The organism is Marinobacter sp. NFXS11, from assembly GCF_040148675.1.
In the GTDB taxonomy this organism is placed as follows: Bacteria; Pseudomonadota; Gammaproteobacteria; order Pseudomonadales; family Oleiphilaceae; genus Marinobacter.
Window position 1 is genome coordinate 93,101 of the sequence record NZ_JAGDDV010000001.1, and the last position, 22,629, is coordinate 115,729.

At 57.9% G+C, this 22,629-nt stretch carries 19 protein-coding genes; 11 read left to right on the forward strand and 8 right to left on the reverse strand.

The genetic code is table 11. The annotated features are described in order from the left end of the window. Positions 1 to 140: 140 nt before the first annotated feature. A complete protein-coding gene (locus tag J3362_RS00450) occupies positions 141 to 653 on the forward strand; it encodes a hypothetical protein (RefSeq protein ID WP_349517607.1) in 513 nt (170 codons plus the stop codon). A gap of 14 nt (positions 654 to 667) precedes the next feature. Here the strand turns inward: J3362_RS00450 and J3362_RS00455 are convergent, their stop codons facing one another. The 5 genes from J3362_RS00455 to J3362_RS00475 form a co-directional block, all read right to left on the reverse strand. Beyond that, positions 668 to 2,185 carry an FAD-binding domain-containing protein gene (locus tag J3362_RS00455; RefSeq protein ID WP_349517608.1) on the reverse strand — a complete coding sequence of 506 codons (1,518 nt, stop codon included), beginning with the start codon at positions 2,183 to 2,185 and terminating at the stop codon, positions 668 to 670. Beyond that, entirely contained in the window at positions 2,182 to 2,328 is a 147-nt protein-coding gene (locus J3362_RS00460; protein WP_349517609.1) for a DUF2256 domain-containing protein, read from the reverse strand. Before J3362_RS00460 ends, J3362_RS00455 begins: the two co-directional genes overlap by 4 nt. A gap of 54 nt (positions 2,329 to 2,382) precedes the next feature. After that, on the reverse strand, positions 2,383 to 3,297 hold the full coding sequence (locus J3362_RS00465) for a cation diffusion facilitator family transporter (protein ID WP_349517610.1): 915 nt from the start codon (positions 3,295 to 3,297) through the stop codon (positions 2,383 to 2,385). A 74-nt stretch (positions 3,298 to 3,371) separates the two neighbouring features. Continuing rightward, the gene (locus J3362_RS00470) at positions 3,372 to 3,965 is read right to left on the reverse strand and encodes an SCO family protein (RefSeq protein WP_349517611.1); all 594 of its coding nucleotides are present in this window, start codon (positions 3,963 to 3,965) and stop codon (positions 3,372 to 3,374) included. Further along, on the reverse strand, positions 3,962 to 4,801 hold the full coding sequence (locus J3362_RS00475; RefSeq protein ID WP_349517612.1) for a cytochrome c oxidase assembly protein: 840 nt from the start codon (positions 4,799 to 4,801) through the stop codon (positions 3,962 to 3,964). Before J3362_RS00475 ends, J3362_RS00470 begins: the two co-directional genes overlap by 4 nt. Positions 4,802 to 4,927: 126 nt before the next feature. On the opposite strand from J3362_RS00475, the gene J3362_RS00480 reads away from it, so the two are divergent. Next, on the forward strand, positions 4,928 to 6,616 hold the full coding sequence (locus tag J3362_RS00480) for an HAD family hydrolase (RefSeq protein WP_349517613.1): 1,689 nt from the start codon (positions 4,928 to 4,930) through the stop codon (positions 6,614 to 6,616). A 2-nt stretch (positions 6,617 to 6,618) separates the two neighbouring features. Here J3362_RS00480 and J3362_RS00485 read toward each other — a convergent pair whose 3' ends face one another. Beyond that, positions 6,619 to 7,863 carry a substrate-binding periplasmic protein gene (locus tag J3362_RS00485; RefSeq protein WP_349517614.1) on the reverse strand — a complete coding sequence of 415 codons (1,245 nt, stop codon included), beginning with the start codon at positions 7,861 to 7,863 and terminating at the stop codon, positions 6,619 to 6,621. Between the two features lie 120 nt (positions 7,864 to 7,983). Between J3362_RS00485 and J3362_RS00490 the strand changes: the two genes are divergently transcribed. The 7 genes from J3362_RS00490 to J3362_RS00520 all read left to right on the forward strand — a co-directional run bounded on the left by J3362_RS00490 (position 7,984) and on the right by J3362_RS00520 (position 15,995). Beyond that, complete coding sequence (locus J3362_RS00490; RefSeq protein ID WP_349517615.1) at positions 7,984 to 8,700, forward strand: response regulator; 717 nt, start codon at positions 7,984 to 7,986, stop codon at positions 8,698 to 8,700. Further along, entirely contained in the window at positions 8,687 to 10,153 is a 1,467-nt protein-coding gene (locus J3362_RS00495; RefSeq protein WP_349517616.1) for an ATP-binding protein, read from the forward strand. Before J3362_RS00490 ends, J3362_RS00495 begins: the two co-directional genes overlap by 14 nt. A gap of 110 nt (positions 10,154 to 10,263) precedes the next feature. Further along, the gene (locus J3362_RS00500) at positions 10,264 to 11,718 is read left to right on the forward strand and encodes a carbohydrate porin (protein ID WP_349517617.1); all 1,455 of its coding nucleotides are present in this window, start codon (positions 10,264 to 10,266) and stop codon (positions 11,716 to 11,718) included. A gap of 35 nt (positions 11,719 to 11,753) precedes the next feature. Continuing rightward, a complete protein-coding gene (locus J3362_RS00505) occupies positions 11,754 to 13,013 on the forward strand; it encodes an ABC transporter substrate-binding protein (protein WP_502882394.1) in 1,260 nt (419 codons plus the stop codon). A gap of 53 nt (positions 13,014 to 13,066) precedes the next feature. Then, on the forward strand, positions 13,067 to 13,996 hold the full coding sequence (locus J3362_RS00510; protein WP_349517618.1) for a carbohydrate ABC transporter permease: 930 nt from the start codon (positions 13,067 to 13,069) through the stop codon (positions 13,994 to 13,996). Beyond that, complete coding sequence (locus J3362_RS00515) at positions 13,989 to 14,858, forward strand: carbohydrate ABC transporter permease (RefSeq protein WP_349517619.1); 870 nt, start codon at positions 13,989 to 13,991, stop codon at positions 14,856 to 14,858. The genes J3362_RS00510 and J3362_RS00515 overlap by 8 nt, the downstream gene beginning before the upstream one ends. 18 nt (positions 14,859 to 14,876) lie before the next feature. Continuing rightward, complete coding sequence (locus tag J3362_RS00520) at positions 14,877 to 15,995, forward strand: ABC transporter ATP-binding protein (RefSeq protein ID WP_349517620.1); 1,119 nt, start codon at positions 14,877 to 14,879, stop codon at positions 15,993 to 15,995. 19 nt (positions 15,996 to 16,014) lie between these two features. On the opposite strand, the gene J3362_RS00525 is transcribed toward J3362_RS00520, so the two are convergent. Beyond that, entirely contained in the window at positions 16,015 to 17,547 is a 1,533-nt protein-coding gene (locus tag J3362_RS00525; protein WP_349517621.1) for a cryptochrome/photolyase family protein, read from the reverse strand. 251 nt (positions 17,548 to 17,798) lie between these two features. Here J3362_RS00525 and hemN point away from each other — a divergent pair, with 251 nt between their 5' ends. Continuing rightward, the gene (gene hemN, locus J3362_RS00530) at positions 17,799 to 19,217 is read left to right on the forward strand and encodes an oxygen-independent coproporphyrinogen III oxidase (RefSeq protein WP_349517622.1); all 1,419 of its coding nucleotides are present in this window, start codon (positions 17,799 to 17,801) and stop codon (positions 19,215 to 19,217) included. A 114-nt stretch (positions 19,218 to 19,331) separates the two neighbouring features. Here the strand turns inward: hemN and J3362_RS00535 are convergent, their stop codons facing one another. After that, positions 19,332 to 21,347 carry a methyl-accepting chemotaxis protein gene (locus J3362_RS00535; protein ID WP_349517623.1) on the reverse strand — a complete coding sequence of 672 codons (2,016 nt, stop codon included), beginning with the start codon at positions 21,345 to 21,347 and terminating at the stop codon, positions 19,332 to 19,334. Between the two features lie 286 nt (positions 21,348 to 21,633). Here J3362_RS00535 and ubiU point away from each other — a divergent pair, with 286 nt between their 5' ends. Beyond that, positions 21,634 to 22,629: a ubiquinone anaerobic biosynthesis protein UbiU gene (gene ubiU, locus J3362_RS00540; RefSeq protein WP_349517624.1), complete on the forward strand. Its 996-nt coding sequence runs from the start codon at positions 21,634 to 21,636 to the stop codon at positions 22,627 to 22,629.

Here is a 22,629-nt window from a genome sequence, read left to right on the forward strand (position 1 = left end):
GATCTCCCCGGGCGTTTGGATGACACAGATCAACCTGAGAGGACTTAAACGGGGTTCAAGGGGCCTTTTTCAGCCTCAATTCAGTTTCATGGTCTTTACTGATAAGGATGCACAAAGTTGCAGCCTATAAGGAGGATCTCATGAACAGATTAAGCCGTTTGGTGGCCTATTCCATTATTGTCGCGTTTCCTGTATTCGCCTTTGCCCAGAGCAACTCCGGGCAAATGCCTCGTGGCGGCATGATGAGCCAGGAACAAATACAGCAGATGAATGAAAATATGGCTCGCATGCAGGAAATGATGCAGGAGATGCGTGGTACTAATTCCAATGCTGAGCGTCAGCGCCTGCAGGAGCAGCATATGGAGTACATGCAGGAGCAGATGCAGATGATGCGCGGCGGCATGATGGGCTCTGGAATGATGGGTAACAGTCAGGGAATGATGAATGGCCAGGGCATGATGGGCAACAACCAGGGAATGATGAACAATCAGGGCCAGGGCAATAAACAGCCTGGCAATGCCCTGGGAAATCGGTCTGGTGGCCCCGGGATGGATAACGAGCAGCGCCTGGAGATGATGGAAAACCGGATGAATCAGATGCAGCTCATGATGGAGCAGATGCTGGAGCACCAGCGGCAGATGCACCGCAACTGAGGTTCCAGTGCCGTCTAGTCAAACAGGGATAGCTGGTCTGATTGGCCTTTCGATGGCAGGTCGGGTCGCTTCTGCACGGGGCCCTTGCGGCTACCATGACGCTGCAGTACCCGATCTGTCTCTGCCCGGCTGACGCTCTGTTTTCTGAAGTCGCCCACCGCCTTGCGAGCGACCCGTGCGGCCTGCTCGTGATCACAGACTGGCGTGATGTACGTGTTGCCGCCGTATCGGACCTTCTGCGCCGGCGTCATTAACCAGGGGGTGTGTATCATTTCGCTGGGGACGCCGGCCAGCTCGGGAATCCACCGCCGGATGAACTCGCCCTCCGGATCCAGTTTCTGGCTCTGTAAAACCGGGTTGTATATTCGTAGGGCGTTAATACCGGTGAGGCCAGATTGCATCTGGGTCTGTGAGTAGTGTATGCCCGGCTCGAAATCGGTAAACAACCGGGCCAGACGTAAGGCCGGATCGCGCCAGTGCAGCCACAGCTGGTAGCTGGCGATTGCCATCAGCATGGCCCGCATACGAAAGTTGATCCAGCCGGTGTGATGCAGTGCGCGCATGCTCGCATCCACCAGGGGCCATCCGGTCTGGCCTTCCTGCCAGCGCTGCAGTCGCTCGGAATCATTGGGCCCGGTTTTCAACGCCTCCATTTCCCGGTGCATGGCCCGGAACTCCAGCTCCGGCTCGTCCTCCAGTTTCTGGATGAAATGGCAGTGCCAATGCAAACGGGAGCGGAAGCTGGTCAGGCTTTTCTTTTTTCGGGGCAGGGTATTGCGGTGGTTGCCGGTGGCCTTGGCCTCCTGGTAGATCTCCCGGAGGCTGACGGTGCCGTAGGCAATATGCGGACTCAGGCGCGAGCAGGCCCTGACGGCGGTGTTCGGGCTGGAAATGTTGTACTGGTAACCGACGCAGCGGCGATCCAGGAAGGAGCCGAGAAGCTTTTCACCTCTCGCGCTGCCGCCAATCTGCCGGTCCGGACACTCGTCAGGCATTGCGAAGACTTGACCTGTGTCGCCAGTGGAAACGGCCTGAAAGTTGTCCGATTTCGGGATTGCAGTCGGAGCCTCCAGCACTGGCTGCCGCATCAGCTCGGTCCACGCCCTGTCCCAGACATCCCGGTCGCTCAGGCGTCGAACCACACCGAACTGGTTCCACTCGCGGAATTCCACCTGGTTTTCCGAGCACCAGCCAATCACCGCCCTGTCACGCTCGAAGGTCCAGTGTCCGCCGGTTTCCTGATGGCAGAAGATGCGGTTGATGCCCAGGCGGGCCTGAAGCTGCTTCAACGCATCTGTCACCGACCCTCGGATCACCAGCAACTGGCTGCCGGCCTTGCGCAACTGTCGGTCCAGATCGTCCAGAGAATCACGGATAAACGCCCACTGCCGGCCACTGGTGTCCGGCAGTTGCCAGTACTCATCTTCGATGACATACAACGGTATGACGGGCTCTCCCAGGCTGGCTGCCGCCACCAGAGGGGCATGATCCCGTGTACGCAGATCGCGCTTGAACCACACCACGGTGGTCATGAGGGGGCGTTCCTCTCGCGCCGGCAACGTTCGCTGCAGTAGCGGACATTTTCCCAGTCTTTAGCCCACTTTTTCCGCCACACGAAGGGCCGCTGGCAGACCGGGCAGGTCTTTTCAGGGAGGTTCAGCTTTTTGTGGGGCACTAGCGGGCTCCGTTCAGGTTTCTGGCCATAGTACGTCCGGCTCCTGCCCAAGGATCAGCAGTAGGCAAGTGTCGGACAACTGCTGGCCTCCCTCTCCGATTGAATGGTCACATGCTGGATATTGAAGTCACTTGACAGCATTCGGGTGGCCTGCTCGATGATCTTATCGTCACTGGCCGGGTCCGGCTTTACCAGATGGACCGTGAGAGCGTTTTCCGTTGTGCTCAGTCCCCAGATGTGGAGATGATGAACCGATTCAACGCCGGGCAGTTCTTTCAGGCTATCAAGGACTTCCTGCGGATTGATGTCCCTGGGTACCGCGTCCACCGCAAGATTGAGCGAATCCTTGAGCAACTGCCAGGTTCCCAAAAAGATCACCGCTGCGATCACCAGACTCACGAGTGGATCTATCCAGTCGAGGCCGGTAAACAGGATCACAAGGCCCGCAACCACCACGCCTACGGACACCGCCGTGTCTGCTGCCATGTGGAGGAACGCCCCGCGGATGTTAAGATCGCCCTCCTGGCCTTTCATGAACAGTAGCATCGTGAGGCCATTGATAATGACCCCGATGCCGGCGACTACAATGACGGTCAAACCGGTAACCTCCGCCGGTTCGCTGAAACGGCCAATGGCCTCCCAGGCAATGCCGCCAACGGCAGCAATCAGAAAAAGCGCATTGAACAGAGCTGCCAGGATAGTGGATTTTTTCAGTCCGTAGGTGTTCCTGTCGGTGGCTTTCTGGGTGGCAAGCCAGCTCGCAACCCAGGCCATGACAAGGCCCAGCACATCGCTCAGGTTATGGCCGGCATCGGCCAGCAGGGCCAGGGATCCGGACAGGACACCGTAGACCGCCTCGATGGCAACAAAGACCACGTTGAGCACGACGGCCAGCGCAAACGAGCGATTATGCGTGTCGAAATGCTGTGCATGGCCGTGCCCGTGGCTGTGATCGTGGTGGCTGTGCATTTTCTGCTCTCCGTTTAATAATGATTCTGGCGAGCATTCAAAACCCTATAGTTGCTACAGGGTCAAGGGCGAGATTAACCCGACTCCCGGGCCAGCTGGGCCAGATCTTCACTGATCTGCTGAGGCGACAGGCCGGGGCGTAGCAGTAGCCGGGCGTTGCCACTGCGATCGAATACGTAAACGGCGCTGCTGTGGGAGACGTTGTAGTTGCCACTGTCGTCGGGCTTGTCGTAACCGAAGGTTGTTCGGTAGCGTTTGGTGAGCTCTCGAAGCGCGGGCTCTTCCGCCGTCAGGCCAACAACCCGATCACCGAAAAAATCCACATAGCTGGCGAGGCGTTCCGGGGTATCCCTGCGTGGGTCAACGCTGACGAACAGGGTTGTGACATCGTCACGGTACTCTTCGGGCAGTTGCCGAACGGACCGGCGAAGATCGGTCAGCGTGGTCGGACAGACATCCGGGCAGGAGGTGAAGCCGAAGTAGAGCAGCCGAATGGTGCCTTGTGAGTCAGCGGGGGTCACGGTATTCCCATCGGTGCCCTCGAGCTGGAACTCAAGCTCGGGCATCAGGCCTGCGATGTCTTTGCCATGCCAGCTTTCATCCTGCCCGGTGCAGCCGGTAAACATCAGTGCCACGAAAATCGGCCAGAGTAGCCGTATTCTGCTCATGCATTTCCTCCCGCCAGAGAGCGGCTTTTCGGAACTTTGCCATCTTCATGCATGGCCCGGCGGAGAACAATCAGGATGCCTATGATGCTCATCATGGCCGGGGGAATCCAGGTCAGCAGGCCGCCAAGCAACTGGTCCGTTTCCGGAGGCATCGGCCATGCCCGGCCGCAGACTTCGTAGACGTCATACACCATGCCCCTGGAAAACACGATCCAGGCGCCAAGAATCATCTGGGGTATCGCCACCAACGCCAGCAGCAGGATACGTTTTCCGTAGCCAAGCGCATTTGTGACTGCAGGACTACGGGGATCGAAGATCAGCCACCAGAACAGCAGACCGTCCAGCAGCATGCTCCAGTTCATGACCCAGTAGAGCTGCCGGCTGAGCATGGCGTCAAAATGGATGGGCGGCCAGAGCCAGAAGTAGATCAGTCCCACGAACAGAACCGAGGCGATGAGGGGCTGCTGCAGTAGGCGGTAGAGCCAGCCCAAAGGTTGCAGCCAATAACGCACAGACGGGGAGATCCTCTGGTACCAGAATCGCATCACGGGCAGCGGATTGGACAGCGCAATCAGAATCGGCCCCAGGTGGTGAAGAATCAGGTGTTGTCCCCGATGGACGAAAAACATGTACTGGGAGTAGTAGTCGAACCGGGTCTGCATCACCGCGTAACAGATCATGACCCCGAGCGTAAAAGTGACGATCCGGCCCGATCCCGGCCGGTCTTGCTCCGGCATCCTCAATAGCGCGACGCCATAAAACCCGAGCACCAGCATATAACCAAGCAGGGTCAGCGGTGAAAAATCGTAGGGCAGCAGGTAGCTCGATACTGGCATGGATCAGACTCGATGCGTGCACGCAGTGGAAACCGGGTTTATCTTTCTTATCATTACCGCTGAGTTTTGCCGGCCCGGCGGCGGATTTCAAGGCTGGCTTCAGGAAACTTCTGATGGAGGCGGGGCATGGCCCGATTCTGTGATTCCATTTCAGCGCCGTCGGTGTTGATCTTTGACTGGCACGGCACCCTCGTCGACACCCACGATGCCATGTTCAGCGCCATGGAAGATATGTTGCCGCAACTGGAAGAACTGGGGCTTGTGGAGCGGCTACTGCCGGAGGATAAATGCCGTACCGGCGACGACGCGCGTCTGGTGCGCTACATCCGGATCTTCCGGCGCCTGCATCCGCGTATTCTGGCAGAGCGGCGGGTTTCAAGAACCGACGTTTTCAATGCCATCTTTGGCGACGACAAAGAAGCCAAGCTGATTGCCCATAAGGCCTACAACGAGGCCTACCGCCGTTATTTCGGGCAGGTAAAACCGTTTCAACCCGGCGCGTATGAGTACCTCAGCGCCCTGAAAGCGATGGGTATCCGCCTGGCGGTGTCGACCAACAGGAACCGCGAATTCCTGGACCGGGAATTACAGACAGTTGACGAAGGCCGCTGGCGACGCCTGTTCGATGCTACGGTCTGTGCCGACGACGTAACCGAGTACAAGCCCGACCCGGAGGTGATTCTCAGGGCGCTTGAAAAGCTCGGTCTGCCAGCGGATGAAAAGGCCTGGTATGTCGGCGACAGCTACGTCGATATGCTCACCGCAAACAAGGCTGGCGTGTCGGGCGTGTTCTACAACGGCGCCTGCTGGGAATCCGGCCGGATCGACAGCTGGTTCTCGCACCGGGACGCGCCCGCGGCCATTCTGGACAGCTTTGAGGACCTCATGGACCTTTTAGCCCTGCTTGAGCGGAGCCAGCCGGAAGCCTTCGAGCAGACGCCTGCTGAGGTTCGCCCCCGGCCGTTCCCGCCACCACCGCGCCCCGAACCCAGGATTGAGCCGGACTGGCACCCGGCGGTGGTCAAGCTCATTCGCCCGGCGGTTATCCTGTTCGACTGGCACGCCACCCTGGTAGATACCCTCGACGCCATGTACCACGCGGTGGACGACATGCTGCCGGATTTCCACAAACTCAAACTGATGGACCGCATGGTGGCTCCGGAAGACAGCAAGACTCCGGAAGATGTGAAGCTGGTTGCCTATGTCCGGGAGTTTGCGAAGTTGCACCCGAAGGTGAAGGCAGACCGGAAGATCTCCAGAACCGATATTTTTGAGGTGCTGTTCGGAGAGGATCAGGAAGCCAAGCAGATTGCCCACCAGGCGTTCAATCATCACTACCGGAAACACTACGGTACCGTGAAGGCTTTTGAGCCGAAGGTACGGGAAGTTCTGGAAGGGTTACGGCGTTTGGGTATCCAGGTGGGTGTCATTACCAACCGGGATCGCGAGTTTTTCGAACATGAACTGGCGGCGGTGGAAGACACCGGCTGGACGCATCTGTTTGATGTCGACGTCTGCGGCGACGATACACCCCTGCGCAAGCCCCACCCGGATCAACTGCTGCTGGCGGTCCAGAAACTGGATTACCCGCCCGACCCGAGTGTGTGGTACGTGGGCGATAGCACGACTGACGTTATTGCCGCCAAGCGCGCGGGCCTGACCTCGGTATTCTTCAACGGGGCCCAGTGGGATCTGCCCTGGCTGAACAAGATTTTTCCGGGTACCCACAAACACCCGGATAAGCCGGATGTGGTGGTCAATGACTTCTCTGAGTTCTGGGCGCTGGTGTTGGCCTGTGAAGTCGGGCCGCCGTAAGGTCAGGGGCGTTCGAGGTCGCGTAATGCGTCTTCGGCATCCAGCCCCAGCATGAGGACGCCGAGAGGAACGCCATCGGAAATTGGGCTGACAGGGGCGCTTACGGTGACCTGAAATCGGGATGTGGAGGCGTCGTAGCGGATTGGTGAAATATACAGTGCCTCCATTCCCTTGAGACCTTGGCGGGTGGCGTCCAGCACTTTCTGAAACTTGGCTTCATCTCCTTGCCAGTAATCGGTTGTAAGCTGGCTGATCGCCGCCAGGGTTCCCATGTTATTCATGATCATGGCCTCAGTAACGAGACCGCCTTGCGCCATTTTCCAGCCATACAAGGTTCGAGAGCCCGCCAGATCAAGAATCCGGTCGGCCAGTTGCGTGGAGGCAAAAGGTGCCAGAGCCTGCCACATGCTGTCCTGAGTCATCACGTCTGTGAAGCTCTCCTGTCTCGGGGCCGAAGCGATAATCTGTGGGATATCCAGAGCGCTGCTGACCTCGCTGATCAGGCTTTCCGAGAGGGACCGGATGCGACGTTCTTCCTCGTCCGACAGGGCGAGGTGACCGGCCATGCAGCTGTTCAGCGTACGATTGAAGGTGCCAAGAAACTCCGGATAGCTGGAAGCAAAGGATTCGCTCAGATAAAGGTAAAGCGGAGCGTAGCGAACGAAATGTCGCTCCAGAACCATGTCAGGCTCTCCGTTTTCGAGGCGCAGGCCGTTCATGACACGCTCATCCATCAGAGCCGCATCAATACGCTCACGCTTCAGAAGGGCGAGGAGTTGCGAAGCCGAGGTTACGCTGAGAAAAATCGAATAGTTATTGGCCTCCAGCCAGGCCTCTTCATTGCTGCCATCAACAACCCCGATCCTCAGATTATCGGTGGAGAGTTGGTCGCCCCTGGTAAAAAAGTACCACTTCTCCAGAGCCACCGGATCGCTCCGTGTGGCAATGGTGTCGAGTTCTGCAGAAGGATCAATGGCAAAATAGCCATCAATCATATTGCGTTCCAGCGAATGTATGGCCCGGTTTTGGGGCGTAATCCGGATGCGGGTTGACCAGCCGGCCCGGTTGGCAGCACAAATCACCGTGTCTGCGGTTTCACCGGAAATTCGATTGGCTCCACCCTTCCCCTGGCTTGCCACCTGATAGGGTGGGCTTTCGAAGGTGTAGAGGTTCAGTGTCGGAGGCTGGGCCTGACACAGGGTTGAAGCCAGTATTAGTGTCAGACTCAGAGCGAGTCGAAGGTTCATGGTGAAGGCAGCATCCGTGATGTTAACAATCCTTACGTCAGGCTAGCACCATTGTGGGGCTTTTGCTGCACAACGTTAGGACATATTCTGATAGGCATGAATAACAACAAAGACCAACCCATGAATGAAAGAAAAGCATCGATACTGGTAGTGGATGATGACGCTGCTATCCGTGAACTGTTAGAGGAACATCTGACCCGGGTAGGGTACGAGGTCCGGAGCGCGGGGGACGGCGATCAGATGCGCCTGCAGCTGGACTCGGCCCATGTTGACCTGATTGTTCTGGATGTCATGTTGCCGGGCGACGACGGTTTCACTCTCTGTCGACAGATTCGTGAACACAGTCGGGTGCCAATTATTATGCTCACGGCGAGCTCCGACGAAACCGACAGGGTGGTCGGGCTGGAACTTGGCGCCGATGATTACCTCGCCAAACCGTTCAGTGCCCGGGAGCTGCAGGCCCGAGTGAAAGCTCTTCTTCGCAGGGCGAGTTTCAGTCGATCCGACAACCCTCGCTACGTCGTCTTTGATCGTTGGCGGCTGGATACCCTGGCCCATGAGTTGATTGACGAAAATCAGCAGGGCACGGCGCTTTCAGGGGCAGACTTTGCTTTGCTTCAATTGTTTCTGAGTCATCCCAACGAGGTGCTGGATCGGGACACCATATCTGATGTCACCCGCGGCCGTGAATCCATGCCCCTGGATCGGGTGGTGGATGTGGCGGTGAGCCGTTTAAGGCAACGGCTGGGAGATCAGGGTCGTAACCCGAGGCTGATCAAAACAGTGCGGGGCGCCGGTTACCTCCTGGCAGCAACGGTGACTCATGTTGCCGAGTAATGGGAGTGAACCGGAAAAGAAATCCTGGCGCTTGTTTCCCTCCTCACTGCTCGGGCGGGTATTGCTGCTGACACTGCTGGCGATGGCCAGCGCCCAGGTGATTTCCAGTGCCGCCTGGATTGCCACGTTCCGAGCGCAGCAGGTAGAGGGGCTGGTGGCTACCACCCGCAACCTAGCCCAGTCAGCCGCGGCCACCGCGCAATTCTTTAACTCGTTGCCACTGGAATACCGGCATATTGTGCTGGACCAACTCCGGGACATGGGCGGTACCCGCTTTTTCGTCTCACTCAATGACAAACGTATCAATATGGTGCCGTTACCGGACACCGAACGGAAACGGCTGGTGACGGAGGAAGTTGAGTCGGTCTTGCGCAGACGATTGGGCAACCGGATCAATCTTCATGTCGACTTTGTGGATCCATCCAGCCTGCGAATTCTCAACAGCGAGTTGCCGCTTGATGCGTTGCCGCGGTCCTGGGCTCACTATGCGCTCACTCTGGAGCCGCTGGATCCGCCGGTTCTGGTCACTCAAGTCGAGGTGGCAGAAGGTGAATGGCTATACTTGGCCGCTGCACTGCCGGCGCCGTATGTGTCGCTGGAAGATGAGGGCATACCGGGGCAGCAGATCCTGTTTCTGGTGGTGATGATCGCCATACTGTTTCCGGTACTGGCGTGGCTTATCCGACAACAGACGCGGCCGTTGCGCAAACTGGCCAAGGCTGCCCGCGATCTGCCCCTCGAAGATGATCAGCCGCCGCTGGTGGAAAAGGGCAGTGCCGAGATTCTGGCGGTGACCCGAAGCTTTAATACCATGCGCCGCCGATTGCAGAGCTATATCAGCGACCGGAACCAGCTATTCCGTGCCATTTCCCACGACCTCAAAACCCCGATTACACGGTTGCGTTTGCGGGTGGACCTGATTGATGACGACGTGATGCGCGAACGTCTGGAGGCGGACCTCCGGGAACTGGAATTGCTGGCAAAAAATGCCCTCCAGTCCATGAAGGATACCGACATTCATGAAAATCCCGAGCCCGTGGATGTGGAGCAAATGCTGAGGGTAATGGCTGAAGCCTACCAGGGAGAGGGCGCCGGGCAGGTGGTCGTGCAGGGACATTGCCGTTCTTACCGGGGTAAGCCGCTGGCGCTGAAACGGTGTCTTGGAAACCTCGTGGACAACGCCGTCAAATACGGTGACAAAGCCCTGGTGAGAATTGAAGACATGGCGGGCCAATTGCTGATCCACGTGGAGGATGAGGGCCCAGGTGTTTCCGAGGACCAGTTGTCCCGCATTTTCGAACCCTATTACCGGCTGGACAAAAACCAGCGCCAGGGTTTTGGGCTCGGCCTGGGAATAGCCCGCAACATTGCGCAAAGCCACGGCGGTGAGCTGGAGATCAGCAACCGGCCCACCGGAGGATTGCACGTCAAGCTGACCTTGCCCCGCCACTGATAGCCCATGTAACAAGTCTGTTACATGGGCATTTCCCTTTGATACGTAGAGTGTTCGTTTCTTGCCATAGACTCCATCGTTGCCAATAAAACAAAAACAAGGAGTCAAGAATGCTCAATGTTACCTATGGCACTACCCCTGCAAACCCTGCAAAAAGAACACCCAACGTACGTCTGTTACCCGCTGCCGTTGGCCTGATATCACTTGGACTGATGACCGGACAGGCACAGGCTCAGGACCAGACCGTAGAAGAACGGCTCGCGACTCTCGAGGCAAAGCTGGCCGAGGTTGAACCGAAGGCCAATGGTCTGGAGGGCTTTTCCTTCAACACCTACGCGCGCTCCGGTCTGCTTCTGAACGGCGATCTGCAAAGTGCCCCGGGCGGTCCCTACCTGACCCCCGCCGGCTCGGTTGGCGGTGCAGTCGGTCGACTCGGCAATGAGCCTGATACCTATCTTGAGGCTATCCTGAACTACAAGCAGGTGGCCGAGAACGGGACCAAATCCCACTACAGGCTGATGATTGCCGACTCCACGACGTCCTCGAACGACTGGACGTCCGGTGATGGTGCCCTTAACGTTCGTCAGGCCTATGTGGAATTCAGCAATCTGGCCAGCTTTTCCGGTATCTTCGAGGATGCCTCGATATGGGCCGGCAAGCGCTTTGACCGGGATCTGAATTTTGACATCCACTGGCTGGATAGCGACATCATCTTCCTCGGCGGACTCGGGGCAGGTATCTACGATGTCCGGTTCAGCGAGAACGTCAAATCCAACTTTTCCCTCTATGGCCGCAGTTTTATCGACTTTCCCGCGGATACCGATTTTGTCCCGGAAGGCAGTTACAGCACCGACAACCTGATTCTTACCGCCGACAACTATTTCGGCAACGTCCAGTGGACCCTCAGTGGTATGAAGGCCCAGGACAATGATCAGCGCGTGGTGAGCGGCGCCAATACCTCGGCCGCTGAAACCGGTGTTCACACCATGCTGGCTTACCATGGAGACAGCTTCTTCGGTGTTTCCGATGGCAACTTCAAGGTCGCTGTCCTGCACGGGCAGGGCCTGGGTGCGGAAACCAAGAACCTTGGTGCCGATGGCAACTTGCACGAGGACGCGGTCAGCACCCGTTTTGCGGTCTACGGCACAACCTACCTGAGCGAAAACTGGCGCCTGGCGCCGTCGATCCTGGCGGAAACCAGTGAGGACCGTTACATCAAGGGTGACGAATACCAGTGGCTGACCTTCAACGCCCGCCTGGCCCAGGAACTCACCGCCAACTTCGAGATGCAGTACGAAGCCTCCTGGCAGACCATGGATCTCAAGACCCTGGGTTACGAAGGCCGTAATGCCGTGGACGGAGACTACAGCCGTTTCACCATCGCCCCCACCTTCAAACCCCAGGTCGGCGGCTTCTGGAACCGTCCGGAAATTCGGGTGTTCGCCAGCTACTCCACCTGGGATGACGAACTGGATGCCTACGCCAGCGGCGATCCGCTTGGTGCCGACAGTGATTTCGAAAGCGGTCAGTGGACCTTTGGTACCCAGATGGAAATCTGGTTCTGAACCTGATCAATACAACAAAACAGGAAGGAATGACCATGAACATGTTCAAGAAGACTCTTACCGCTGCAGCTATGTCTGCGGCATTGCTTCCGGCCCAGGCCCTTCAGGCCGGTGAAGTTGAAGTCCTGCATTGGTGGACGGCCGGCGGCGAGGCCCGCGCAGCCGCAGCCCTGAAGGAGATGATGGAAGAACAGGGCCACACCTGGAAAGACTTTGCCGTGGCCGGTGGCGGCGGTGAAGCGGCCATGACCGTCCTCAAAACCCGCGCCGTGTCCGGCAATCCCCCGGCTGCCGCCCAGATCAAGGGCCTGGATATCCGGGAATGGGCGAAGCTGGGCTTCCTCACCAGCCTGGATGACGTGGCCGAGGCCAATAACTGGAACCAGCTGATTCCGCCGGTGATTGCCGATGTCATGAAGTACGAAGGCAGTTATGTCGCGGTGCCAGTGAATGTGCACCGGGTGAACTGGCTCTGGGCCAATCCGGAAACTCTGAACAAGGTTGGTGTCGAGGTGCCAACGACCCTGGATGAGTTCTATCAGGCTGCAGAAAAGCTTCAGGCTGCGGGTATCATTCCTCTTGCCCATGGCGGCCAGCCCTGGCAGGACGCGACGGTTTTCGAAGCTGTGGCCCTGGCGGTCATGGGCCCGGAAGACTTTGCCAGTGCCTTTGTTGAACACGATATGGACGTGATTAACAGCGCGCAGATGGAAGAGGTGTTCGCAGAGTTTACCAAGGTGATGAGCTATGTGGACGATAACGCCGCCGGGCGCGACTGGAACACCGCTACCGGCATGGTCATCCGCGGCGAGGCAGCCATGCAGATCATGGGCGACTGGGCCAAGGGTGAGTTCACTGCTGCCGGTCTGACACCGGGTGAGGATTACGTGTGTGCACCGGCTCCGGGTACCGGTGGCCAGTTCACGTTCAACGTGGACTCGTTTGCCATGTTCAGCCTGAGCGATGAGGACAACACCAGGGCACAGAAAGACCTGGCGCGTACGATCATGGAACCGGAATTCCAGACCGTGTTCAACAAGGCAAAAGGCTCGATCCCGGTCCGTACCGATATGGACATGTCCGGCTTTGACACATGTGCCCAGGCGTCCATGGACACGTTCAAAAGCAGTGCTGACGACGGCGGCCTGGTCCCCAGCTTTGCCCACGGCCTGGCCACGACCAGTTACGTGCAGGGGCAGATTTTTGATGTTGTCACCAACTTCGTGAATTCCGACAACAAGGATCCGGCTCGCGCCACCGACCAGCTGGCAGCCGCCATCCAGGCGGCACTCTGATCCGGTAAGGGCCACCCGACCGGGTGGCCCCCGATCCTTTCGGGAGACTCATCATGGAACACATTCAACGTCACTCCGCCAGGGTGACCAGGGCTGCTCCTTCGCGCTTTCTTGATGCGTTGCAGCGCTGGTTGCCAAAGCTGGTTGTGGCGCCAACCTTTGTCCTCATCGGTGTCGGTATCTACGGCTACATGCTCTGGACCGGTGTGCTGTCGTTCACCAGTTCGAGCTTCCTGCCGGTTTACGACTTTGTCGGCTTCGAACAATACGCCAAGTTAATGGCCAATGATCGCTGGCTGACCGCCTCTCTGAACCTGGGCATCTTTGGCGGCCTGTTTATTCTCAGTTGCCTGGTTATTGGCGTGGTGCTGGCCATCTTCCTGGATCAGCGGATCCGCCAGGAAGGCGCTATCCGCACCATCTATCTCTACCCCATGGCCCTGTCGATGATTGTTACCGGCACCGTGTGGAAGTGGATCCTTAACCCGAGTCTTGGGTTGGAGAAACTGATGCACGACTGGGGCTGGGCGTCATTCAGCTTCGACTGGCTGGTGAGCTCGGATATGGCGATCTACACCATCGTGATGGCGGCGGTCTGGCAGGCCTCCGGATTCGTCATGGCCTTGTTCCTGGCCGGCCTTCGTGGCGTGGACTCGTCCATTATCCGGGCTGCCCGGGTCGATGGCGCCAGCCTGCCGCTGATTTACTGGAAGATCATCCTGCCCTCCCTGCGCCCGGTGTTTTTCAGTGCGGTGATGGTTCTGGCCCACATCGCCATCAAGAGCTTTGACCTGGTCATGGCCATGACCGCTGGTGGTCCGGGCTACTCAACCGATCTGCCGGCGGTATTCATGTACGCCCACACCTTCACACGTGGGCAGATGGGCCTTGGGTCGGCCAGTGCCATGCTAATGCTGGGTGCCATTCTGGCTCTGATCGTGCCTTACCTGTATTCGGAACTGAGGGAGAAACGCCATGACTGATGTGGTTCGTACCGGCTTTCGTCCCAGCCGCGTGGCCATCTATGGGGTCCTGCTCCTGGCCGCCCTGGTGTATCTGATACCGCTGTTCATCATGTTGGTGACCAGTTTCAAGACACCCATGGATATCCGCACCGGCAACCTGATGGCCCTGCCCACGGACTGGACCACCGCTGGCTGGACCAAGGCCTGGTCCGAGGCCTGCACCGGTGTTCAGTGCGAGGGCATCCGGGGGTATTTCTGGAACTCGTTCAAGATGACCGTGCCCGCAGTTCTGATCTCCACACTGCTGGGCGCCTTCAACGGCTATGTGCTGTCCAAGTGGAAGTTCAAGGGCTCTGATCTGTTCTTTGGCATGCTGCTGTTTGGCTGCTTCGTGCCGTTCCAGGTGGTTCTGCTGCCCATGGCGGCAACCCTCGGAAAACTGGGCCTCGCCAACACAACCGCGGGCCTGGTTCTGGTGCATGTGATCTACGGTGTGGCCTTTACCACACTGTTTTTCAGGAACTACTACGTGGCCATTCCGGATGCTCTGATCAAGGCTGCGAGGCTGGACGGCGCCGGCTTCTTCACGATTTTCTTCCGCATCCTGCTGCCCATGTCCACGCCCATCTTCATGGTGTCGCTGATCTGGCAGTTCACCCAGATCTGGAACGACTTCCTGTTCGGGGTGGTGTTCGCCAGCGGTGATAGCCAGCCCATCACGGTGGCGCTCAACAACCTGGTGAACACCAGTACCGGGGTGAAGGAATACAACGTGGATATGGCCGCAGCAATGATTGCGGCGTTGCCCACCCTGGTGGTCTACATCGTCGCTGGAAAATACTTCATCCGGGGGCTGACCGCCGGATCTGTCAAAGGTTGACCTGAGAGGATAACAATAATGTCTCAACTGGAACTGCGGAGCATCCGCAAAACCTATCCGGGCGTTGCCGATGAAACCCTCAAGGGGATCGACATCGACATCGCCTCCGGTGAATTCCTGATACTCGTTGGCCCGTCCGGCTGCGGTAAATCCACGCTGATGAACACCATCGCCGGCCTGGAAACGATTACCGACGGCTCTATTGTCCTGGGCGGCAAGGACATCTCAAACATGGAACCGAAAGACCGGGACATCGCCATGGTGTTCCAGTCCTACGCCCTCTACCCGACCATGAGCGTCCGGGAGAATATCGCGTTTGGTCTGAAGATCCGAAAGCTGCCGAAAGCCGAGATTGATCAAGAGGTGGAGCGGGTAGCCGATCTGTTGCAGATCTCGGATTTAATGAACAAGAAGCCCGCGAACCTGTCCGGCGGTCAGCAGCAGCGGGTGGCCATGGGTCGTGCCCTGGCCCGGCGCCCGAGTATCTATCTGTTCGACGAGCCGCTGTCCAATCTCGATGCCAAGCTGCGGGTGGAGATGCGAACGGAAATCAAGAAACTGCACCAGCGTCTGAAAACCACCATTGTGTACGTCACTCATGACCAGATAGAGGCAATGACTCTGGCGGACCGGATTGCAGTGCTCAAAGACGGCGAGCTGCAGCAACTGGGCACACCAAAGGAAGTGTACGACACGCCAGAGAACCTGTTTGTTGCGGGCTTTATGGGCTCGCCTTCCATGAGTTTTATCGACGTTGCCGTTGAGCGTTCGGAAACGGGTTTCTCTGTCGCGGTGGAAGGCAGAGATGGCAGAATGCTGGCCCTGCCAGTGCCGGATTATCTGAAGAGCTGGGCGGGTAAGCGGGTGATTCTTGGCATTCGCCCGGAGCACGTCAGCCAGCCAGACGAGCAGAAGAGGGACGATTCGATGGTGACTGAGGGCCGATTCACCGTGGAAGTGACCGAGCCCACCGGCCCGGACGTGCTCGCGGTTATCCGTCTCAATGACACGGATGTGCAATGCCGGCTTGATGCCGAGCACCCGGTTGAGTGGGGCGAGGATGCTGACCTGATGTTCGACATGCGAAAGGTCGTATTCTTCGATCCCGAGACCGAGAAGCGTATCTGTCCGCAATAGTGCAGTCAGTAGCCGTTGTTCAGAGTTGCTCCAGTCGCGCCAGCAAATCGTTGGCTCGCCGGAGCAGCGCTTCCCGCCTCTCCGGTTTTTGCTTGTCCCAGTTCCGGTACATCATGCCCATGCGGGGATTGTTGGCAAAGTCGTCCCGGTGTCGGTCGATGAAATGCCAGTACAGCGAGTTGAACGGGCAGGCGTCTGATTCGGTCGCCTTGTTCACCTTGTAATGGCAGTTGGCACAGTGGTCCGACATGCGCTGGATATACTTGCCGCTGGCGGCATAGGGCTTTGAGCCGAGGTAGCCGCCATCGGCATGCATTACCATGCCGAGCACGTTGGGTAACTCCACCCAGTCATAGGCATCGGCGTACACGGCCAGATACCAGTCGCATATGTCTTCCGGTTTGATGCCAGCCAAGAGCGCGAAGTTGCCGGTAACCATCAGCCGCTGTATATGGTGGGCATAGGCGTTGCGGCGGGTTGCATCAATGGCCTTGTGCATACAACGCATCTTTGTGTCCCCGGTCCAGTAGAACCAGGGTAGGGCGCGAGTGTTACCCAGCCGGTTCTCCTGCGCGTACCCGGGCATGTTCATCCAGTAAATACCCCGCACGAATTCGCGCCAGCCCAGTATCTGACGGATAAATCCCTCCACCGCATTGATCGGTGCACGGCCTGAATACCAGGCCTGTGCCGCTGCCTCGCAAACCGCCAGAGGGTCCAGCAACCCGCAGTTGATGTAGGGCGAGAGGATGGAGTGAAACAGCCAGTCCTCGGTATCTGAAATCGCGTCCTGGTAATCCCCGAAGCAGGGCAGGGCAAAATCGATAAAATGCTCAAGCGCTGCCTGTGCGTCCGCCGCCGTCACCGCAAAATGAAAGTCATCGGTAGTGCCGAAATGATCGCTGAAATGCTCGTCCACCAGGCCGATAACCTCTTGCGTAATGGCGTCCGGCCCCACCCGAAACGGCGCCGGCGCTGGCGGCTTACCGGTCCACTTCTTCCGGTTGTCGGCATCGAAATTCCACTGCCCGCCCTCCGGCTCGCCTTCGGACGTCATCAACAACCCGGTCTTGCGCCGCATCTCCCGGTAGAAGAACTCCATCCGCAACTGCTTCCGGCCCTCGGCCCAGTTCGCAAACTCTTGCTTGGTGGCAATAAACCGGGTATCCGGCCGGATCTCCACCGGCACCCCAAGGCGTTCATGCCATCCGCTGATATTGTCATGCAGCCGCCATTCACCGCACTCGGTAGTGATGACTCTGTCCGCCTCGATCCGTTGCGCCTGTTCGGCAACGACCGCTTCCAGAGTCTGGTGTTGGTTGTCCGGGTGATATGCCTGGTAGTGCACCTGCCAGCCCTCGCTCTCCAGTTGCCTGGCAAAGTGACGCATGGCACTGAACAGCAGCACGATTTTCTTCTTGTGATGGTTGGTGTAGCTGGCCTCGTCGTGAACCTCCGCCATCACGACCAGATCACGATCCCGGTCGGCGTTGTCGAGGGCGCTGATGTCTCTCGTTAATTGGTCGCCGAGGATCAGAATCAGGTTGGCCATGGTGGGAAAATTCTCCAGTTAATAAAGGGGCGGGCCGGATAGCACCGGGCCATGCCTACAAAGTGGTAAACCAAGTACGCCAACAGCTCAAGGGTGGTTCATAAACCAGACTGGTAAACTGAAACCAACACTCAGCTGACCCGCATCAAAACGGGACGCACAGGATTGCCCTAAAATGCGTCAGCTTCCTTGAACATGGGGTCAGATGAAATCTTCATCTGACCCCGATTTCATCTGACCCCGAGTTTTCTATGACCGCAACCGTCGCACTCAACCCCCAGGACTCAACACTGCCGGAATTCATCTGGGACGAAGCCCTGATCCGCCGCTACGATCTTAGTGGCCCGAGGTACACTTCCTACCCCACGGCCGTTGAGTTCAACCAGAACTACCCGATCGAAGACATGGTCAAAGCGGCCGCTCGCAGCAAGGCCAGTGACCGGCCGTTGTCTCTCTATACCCACCTGCCGTTCTGTGCGCATCTCTGCTATTACTGCGCCTGCAACAAGGTGATCACCAAGAAACGTGACAAGGCCATGCCCTACGTGGAGCGAGTGCTCAAGGAAGCGGCGATCCAGTCAAAACTGTTCGGCGCCGACCGGCCGGTTACCCAACTGCACTGGGGTGGCGGCACGCCTACATTCCTGCCAAAGGATGTAATGGCGTACCTGATGGCCGGGTATGGTGAACTGTTCAACCTGCAAACCGGTGACGAGCGGGATTACAGTGTGGAGATCGACCCCCGTGAGGTCGACCAGGACACCCTGCCCACGCTCTGGGATCTGGGCTTCAACCGAATCAGCCTGGGTGTTCAGGACGTGAATCCCCAGGTTCAGAAAGCGGTGAATCGCATTCAGCCGAGAGAGATGACCGAAGCCGTGCTGAATGAGGCGCGCCGCCTGGGTTTCCGTTCCATCAACCTGGACCTGATCTACGGCCTGCCACATCAGACCCCGGAAAGCTTTGCAGAAACCCTGGAAGCGGTGATCGAAATGTCCCCGGACCGGCTCTCTGTGTTCAGCTACGCGCACCTGCCGGACCGGTTCTATCCACAGACCCGCATCCAGGACAGTACTCTGCCGAGCCCGCAGCAGAAGCTGACCATCCTGCACAACACGATCAATCGCCTGTTGGAAGCTGGCTACGAATACATTGGCATGGACCACTTCGCCAAGCCGGACGATAGCCTCGCGGTGGCGCAACGGGAAGGCCGTCTGCACCGGAATTTCCAGGGTTACACCACCCATTCCGAGTGCGACCTGGTGTCCCTCGGGGTATCGGCCATTGGCCAGACGGATGATGCCTATTTTCAGAACAATCACGACCTGCCGTCCTGGGAAGCCGCTATCGATGCCGGTCAGCTCGCCATCACCAAAGGCGTGAACCTGACCCGCGACGACCGCATCCGTCGCTGGGTGATTGGCCAGCTGATCTGCCAGTTCCGGCTGGACCGCCAGCTGTTTGCAGAGGTTTGGCAGGAAGATCTGGATCGCTACTTTGCGGATGAGCTCAGCCGTCTGAAGCCCATGGTTCAGGACGAGCTGATTGCTGATGACGGTAACTCGCTCCAGGTTCAGCCCGCCGGCCGGTTGCTGATCCGGGCCATCTGCCAGATCTTTGATCTCTACCGAAAAGAAGGCGCGAGCCAGCGGTTTTCGCGGATCATCTGAGAGGAGCGGCAAAGTGGGGTCAGAAGAACGCTTTCTTCTGACCCCATGTTCACTTTCAGAGTCAAAAAAAGGGCTGCCCGTCACCGGGCAGCCCTTTTTTAGCTTCTGTTGGTTTCAGCTATACGCCGGCACCTTGAACTCATTAGCCAGATCCTGAAGTACCCGCGCCAGCCTTGCCTGTTCTCCGGTCACCTGGGTGATCTCCTGGGAACCGGTCAGGGTCAGAATGGCAGACTCACTTACTGATTCCATATTCCCTGCCAGCTCTCTGGTCACCGCGACCTGCTCCTCTGAAGCAGTAGCAATTTGCCCGGCCATATCGGAGATGCTGTTCACATCGATCAGGATATCGGCAAATGTCTGCTCCATTTCCGAGGCCTGTTCGCTCGTGGCATTGGCCAGCTTATGACTTTCCACGATTGAACGACTGGCATTCTCGGTAATGCTCTGGAACCCGCTGATAATCTCCTCGATCTGGGTCGTGGATTCATGGGTCTGCTGGGCCAGGGTGCGCACTTCGTCGGCAACCACCGCAAAGCCGCGACCATGCTCGCCAGCCCGGGCGGCTTCAATCGCCGCATTCAGCGCCAGCAGGTTGGTCTGGTCGGCAACTTTTCGAATTACATCCACCACATCGCTGATGGTTGAGCTGCGGCTCTCCAGCTCTTCAATAACCTCATTTACCTTCTGAACCGATTTTGCCAGGGAACGAATGCTTTTTACGCTGCCGTGCAAGACCTGCTCGCCACTCCGGCTTTTCTCCATGGCACTGCGGGCGGCATCTGCGACTTGCTGGGTGTTCCGGGAGATTTCCTCGGAGGTGGCGGACATCTCTTCAGTTGCCGCCGCCACCTGTTCGATCTGTTGCTGCTGGTTTTTCACCTGGTGTGCATTCTGGCCAGCAGTGGAGCTGGTTTCCTCGGTGGCCGTGGCAAGTTGGACGCTCGACTTGTCGATATGCAACAGCGCGTTTCCGAAGCGTCCAAACAGTTCGTTGATGGCTTTGCCAATCGTGCCCACTTCATCACGGCTGGAAATCTCAATCTCGCGGGTCAGGTCCTTGTTGTCCATGGCAAACCGAACGCCATCGAGCAGGCGGCCGACCTGGAGATTGATGGCACGGATGATGATCATCATTAATACCAGTACGACCAGAACGGCAACTGCAGAAATGCCAGAGGCCAGCATCAAATCACCGCGGGTATCGGCAACGCCATCGGATGCCAGGGTCATTACGCCAGCCAACATGTCCTTTCTGGCCTGATTGAGGTCTCCAATTCGCAGGGTTGTGGTTGCGAACCAGTCAGAAGCGTCCAGTGCATACATGCCTGATGGGCTGCTGAACAGGGTTTCACGACGCTCCGCCAGGGCTTGGCTAGCCGCGCTCAAATGCTGATTCTCAAGGGCTTGTCGGGTCCTGTCGTCGGAGGCCAGCATCGCTAAAGCCTGGCTCAAGTAAGCTTCCTGTTGTCCGCCTAGTCCCGCAATGCGGGCGACAGAGGGCAAGTCGAATTCACCGCTCCGGATCATGGATGCGCCTGCGGCCCTCTCGCGCCCGGCCATCTCTACGACTTTGGCGAGGGCGTAATAGCCGTTTACCTCACGGGTTAATTCCGGATCGGTTGAGCGCCTGACAATAAGGCCAGTCCGCTCGATTAATCCCATAATCAATAACGTGTAGCGGGGGCCGGCGTTGCTTCGGTTGTCGACCGAGCGGCGCAGAGCATCCAGGTTGTCGAGCTCCCGGCGAACAGACTGAATGCTTGTTTCAACTGCCTGGTCGAAGGCTGTATTGGCCATCAGAGCCTCGATATCACGGTAGTAGGCTGAAACCCGGGTATCGGTTTGGCGCCGTTGTTCCGCAAGATCTTTCTCAGCCTGGCGGGCGACATCGCTTCCCGGCTTGCTGGCAATGAAAACCGCAGATCGACCACGCTCCTTCTGAAGGGCTTCGGTCACGGGATCACCGGCTTCAGCCAGTTCCACCATGGAGCGCAGTTGTTGCATGTCATCAAGCTTACCTTGATTCAGGACGATGCTTTCCGCTGCGAAAAACAGAATAACAAGCAGAGCCGGTACCACCAGTGTGATCAGCTTGCCCCGCATGGAGAGATTGTTGATAAGGTTCATAGTGAAGCCTGGGTTGGTCGGAAATTGTTTCCATTATCCAGATGTCGGGGGGGCTTTAGCTATTGGCGCGAGGAGGTATCTGTAGGGGTAGTTTCCGGGTTGTAAGCTGTTGTAAGCGATTGTTATCTGGTTGCTATTGAAGAGATTTATGGTGGGTGAGTAATGACACGTAGAGTACTACCTCAGAGGTATCAAGAAGTTTATGGAAGGCCTGCTGACAAAGGTCAAGGTGGCGTTTCGAGTTGCCGCGTAAGGTTGCGCTTCACATTGGCAATCGGAGAGCTCCATGGAACTCGTGTGCCCGGCCGGCAGTCTCCCGGCCCTGAAAACTGCGGTGGATAACGGCGCAAACGCGGTGTACTTCGGCTTCAGGGACAGCACCAATGCGCGACAGTTCGCCGGCCTGAATTTCAACGACAAACGCGCCGCCGAGGGCATTGAATACGCCCATCTCCGCGGTGCGCGAGTGTTCTGCGCGATTAACACCTACCCACAGCCGGATGGCTGGGCACATTGGAAGGGCGCGGTGGATCGCGCAGCGAGTCTGGGCGTGGACGCCATCATCCTCGCTGACATGGGCCTGCTGGATTACGCCGCCAACAAGTACCCGGATATCCCCCGGCATCTGTCGGTGCAGGGCTCAGCCACCAGCCATGAAGCGCTCTCATTCTACAAAGACAACTTCGACATTCGCCGGGCAGTGCTGCCCAGAGTTCTGTCGCTGGACCAGGTGCGTGGCGTTGCCAAGCACAGCCCGGTGGAGCTGGAAGTCTTTGCATTCGGCAGCTTGTGCATCATGGCCGAAGGCCGGTGTTATCTGTCGTCCTACCTTACGGATGAATCCCCCAATACCCGGGGCGCCTGCTCGCCGGCAAAGGCCGTTCGCTGGCAGGAAACCCCACAGGGGCTTGAGTCCAGATTGAATAATGTCCTGATCGACCGTTACGGCCCGGGTGAATCTGCCGGCTACCCAACCCTGTGTAAGGGCCGTTTCGAGGTGGACGGCAGCATTTACCACGCCATTGAGGAACCGGTCAGCCTGAACACGCTAGACCTTCTGCCCGACCTCCAGGAATTGGGCATAAGTGCCGTAAAAATCGAGGGCCGCCAGCGCAGCCCTGCCTATATTGCCGATGTGGCCCGCACCTGGCGCCATGCGCTTGATGATCTCGCATCCAGCCCGGACGGGTTTACGGTTGATCGTCATTGGCAGAATACCCTGGCGGGTCTTTCCGAGGGAGGCCTGACAACGCTGGGCGCCTACCACCGTAAGTGGAAATAG

Bases quoted from the DNA above. Each gene is read 5' to 3' on its own strand.
- J3362_RS00450 (WP_349517607.1), top strand. From the start codon at position 141: ATGAACAGATTAAGCCGTTTGGTGGCCTATTCCATTATTGTCGCGTTT.
- J3362_RS00455 (WP_349517608.1), bottom strand. From the start codon at position 2,185: ATGACCACCGTGGTGTGGTTCAAGCGCGATCTGCGTACACGGGATCAT.
- J3362_RS00465 (WP_349517610.1), bottom strand. From the start codon at position 3,297: ATGCACAGCCACCACGATCACAGCCACGGGCACGGCCATGCACAGCAT.
- J3362_RS00470 (WP_349517611.1), bottom strand. From the start codon at position 3,965: ATGAGCAGAATACGGCTACTCTGGCCGATTTTCGTGGCACTGATGTTT.
- J3362_RS00475 (WP_349517612.1), bottom strand. From the start codon at position 4,801: ATGCCAGTATCGAGCTACCTGCTGCCCTACGATTTTTCACCGCTGACC.
- J3362_RS00480 (WP_349517613.1), top strand. From the start codon at position 4,928: ATGGCCCGATTCTGTGATTCCATTTCAGCGCCGTCGGTGTTGATCTTT.
- J3362_RS00485 (WP_349517614.1), bottom strand. From the start codon at position 7,863: ATGAACCTTCGACTCGCTCTGAGTCTGACACTAATACTGGCTTCAACC.
- J3362_RS00490 (WP_349517615.1), top strand. From the start codon at position 7,984: ATGAATGAAAGAAAAGCATCGATACTGGTAGTGGATGATGACGCTGCT.
- J3362_RS00495 (WP_349517616.1), top strand. From the start codon at position 8,687: ATGTTGCCGAGTAATGGGAGTGAACCGGAAAAGAAATCCTGGCGCTTG.
- J3362_RS00500 (WP_349517617.1), top strand. From the start codon at position 10,264: ATGCTCAATGTTACCTATGGCACTACCCCTGCAAACCCTGCAAAAAGA.
- J3362_RS00505 (WP_502882394.1), top strand. From the start codon at position 11,754: ATGAACATGTTCAAGAAGACTCTTACCGCTGCAGCTATGTCTGCGGCA.
- J3362_RS00510 (WP_349517618.1), top strand. From the start codon at position 13,067: ATGGAACACATTCAACGTCACTCCGCCAGGGTGACCAGGGCTGCTCCT.
- J3362_RS00515 (WP_349517619.1), top strand. From the start codon at position 13,989: ATGACTGATGTGGTTCGTACCGGCTTTCGTCCCAGCCGCGTGGCCATC.
- J3362_RS00520 (WP_349517620.1), top strand. From the start codon at position 14,877: ATGTCTCAACTGGAACTGCGGAGCATCCGCAAAACCTATCCGGGCGTT.
- J3362_RS00525 (WP_349517621.1), bottom strand. From the start codon at position 17,547: ATGGCCAACCTGATTCTGATCCTCGGCGACCAATTAACGAGAGACATC.
- hemN (WP_349517622.1), top strand. From the start codon at position 17,799: ATGACCGCAACCGTCGCACTCAACCCCCAGGACTCAACACTGCCGGAA.
- J3362_RS00535 (WP_349517623.1), bottom strand. From the start codon at position 21,347: ATGAACCTTATCAACAATCTCTCCATGCGGGGCAAGCTGATCACACTG.
- ubiU (WP_349517624.1), top strand. From the start codon at position 21,634: ATGGAACTCGTGTGCCCGGCCGGCAGTCTCCCGGCCCTGAAAACTGCG.